Raw genomic sequence first — 2,223 nt, 5'->3', positions numbered from 1 at the left:
GGGGGGGGGGGCGGGGGGGCGGGGGGGGGGCCGCCCCCCGCCGGTTGTGGGGCTTATTTAGCCGGAATGGCTTTCAGCAGCTCGGTCAGCAGCGTCCAGTACTGACCGACGCTCTCGATATGGACCTGCTCATCCGGGGAGTGCGGACCGGTAATGGTTGGCCCGATGGAGACCATGTCCATCTCCGGGTACGGTTTTTTGAACAGGCCGCATTCCAGACCGGCGTGAATGATCTGGATGTTCGGCGTCTTGTTGAACAGACGCTGGTAAGTCTCGCGCACCAGGTGCATCACCGGCGAATTGGCGTCCGGTTGCCAGCCAGGGTAAGCGCCTTTGGCTTCGGTTTTCGCCCCCGCCAGCTTACCCAGAGAATCCAGCATGCTGACCACGTAGTCTTTGCCGCTGTCGATCAGCGAGCGGATCAGGCAGTGGATCTGTACGTTGTCATCGGTCATGGTGACGACGCCGACGTTCAGCGAAGTTTCCACTACGCCTTTCGCCACGTCAGAGTTGCGGATAACCCCGTTCGGCGTGGTGTTTAGCAGACGGATGAAAGTGTCGCGGGAAGCCTGAGTCAGCGCCGCTTTGTCGTTATCGACCGCTTCCACGAGCACCACCAGGTTCTTCTCTTTGGCCTCCAGCTCGTTTTTCAGCAGCGCCTGGTAAGTATTCACCAGCGCTTTCAGCGCATCGGCTTTATCCGCGGCGACGGCGACAGTAGCGTAAGCTTCACGCGGGATGGCGTTGCGTAACGTGCCGCCGTTGAAATCGACCAGACGCAGATCCAGCTCATCGGCGTGGCCGGCGAGGAAGCGCGACAGCAGCTTGTTGGCGTTACCCAGACCAAGGTGAATATCACCGCCGGAGTGGCCGCCTTTCAGCCCTTTTAAGGTGACTTTAAAGCTCTGGAACCCGGCGGGAATCGCTTCGCGGGTCAGCGCCAGGTTAGAGGTGAAATCGATCCCGCCGGCGCAACCCATATAGATTTCGCCTTCTTCTTCGGAGTCGGTGTTGATCAGGATATCGGCCTGTAGCCAGTTGGCCTGCAGACCAAACGCGCCGTCCATGCCGGCTTCTTCGGTCATGGTCAGCAGCACTTCCAGCGGGCCGTGAGCGACGCTATCGTCGGCCAGTACCGCCAGTGCGGACGCCATTCCGATACCGTTGTCCGCGCCCAGCGTGGTGCCGCGCGCTTTCACCCATTCGCCGTCAATGTACGGCTGGATCGGATCTTTAACGAAGTCGTGGACGGTGTCGTTATTTTTCTGCGGCACCATATCGAGGTGCGCCTGCAGCGCTACCGGCTTACGGTTTTCCATACCGGCAGTCGCGCCTTTACGAATCAGAATGTTGCCAACCTGGTCGCGTTCCGCATGTAAGCCTTTTTCTTTTGCCCAACCCATAATGTGCTCGGCGAGCTGTTCTTCGTGATAGGACGGGTGCGGGATGGAGCAAATCTTGGCAAAAATATCCCAAAGCGGCTGCGGGGATAGTTGAGACAGTTCAGACACGGTAAGTCTCCTTACAGACTCCTGCATACAGCGGTTGCAGGACGAGGGTTAGCGTTAAAATACACAACAAGCCCGGGCTTGCGCGATGGGGTTGAGAATACCACTTTCCACCGCCGCAGGTAGTGTAAACAACGCAAAAAGCGTTGCGCAAACCGCTTAGCACTGGTTTTTAGTGCGTCAGATCTCTATAATCTCGCGCAACCATTTTCCCCCTCGAACATTATTTAAGCCGTATTACACAGGCTGGGACACTTCACATGAGCGAAAAATACGTCGTCACCTGGGACATGTTGCAGATTCACGCCCGCAAACTGGCCAGCCGTCTGCTGCCGGTTGAGCAATGGAAAGGCATTATTGCCGTTAGCCGCGGTGGACTGGTACCGGGAGCCTTACTGGCGCGTGAACTGGGCATTCGTCATGTTGATACCGTATGCATCTCCAGCTACGACCATGATAACCAGCGCGAGCTGAAAGTGCTGAAACGTGCGGAAGGCGATGGCGAAGGCTTTATCGTCATCGACGATCTTGTGGATACCGGCGGTACCGCCGTGGCGATCCGCGAAATGTATCCCAAAGCGCACTTTGTCACCATTTTCGCCAAGCCGGCAGGCCGCCCGCTGGTGGACGATTACGTTGTGGATATTCCGCAGGATACCTGGATTGAACAGCCGTGGGATATGGGCGTGGTGTTTGTACCGCCTATCGCAGGGCG

2 protein-coding genes are annotated in these 2,223 nt (G+C 57.7%); one reads left to right on the top strand and one right to left on the bottom strand.

Annotated features, from left to right (window positions below; all coding sequences use genetic code 11):
* Positions 1 to 53 precede the first annotated feature (53 nt).
* Positions 54 to 1,511, bottom strand: a complete 1,458-nt coding sequence (pepD, locus tag HMPREF9538_RS13695) for a cytosol nonspecific dipeptidase (protein WP_020316554.1) — start codon at positions 1,509 to 1,511, stop codon at positions 54 to 56.
* Between the two features lie 257 nt (positions 1,512 to 1,768).
* On the opposite strand from pepD, the gene gpt reads away from it, so the two are divergent.
* Positions 1,769 to 2,223 (top strand): xanthine phosphoribosyltransferase (gene gpt, locus HMPREF9538_RS13700; protein ID WP_002889733.1); only part of this gene is annotated, 455 nt, incomplete at its 3' end.

It is taken from the genome of Klebsiella sp. MS 92-3 (genome assembly GCF_000195655.1).
In the GTDB taxonomy this organism is placed as follows: Bacteria; Pseudomonadota; Gammaproteobacteria; order Enterobacterales; family Enterobacteriaceae; genus Klebsiella; species Klebsiella pneumoniae.
Note: the sequence above shows the minus strand (reverse complement) of the source record. Positions and strands in the feature narration are given on the sequence as shown.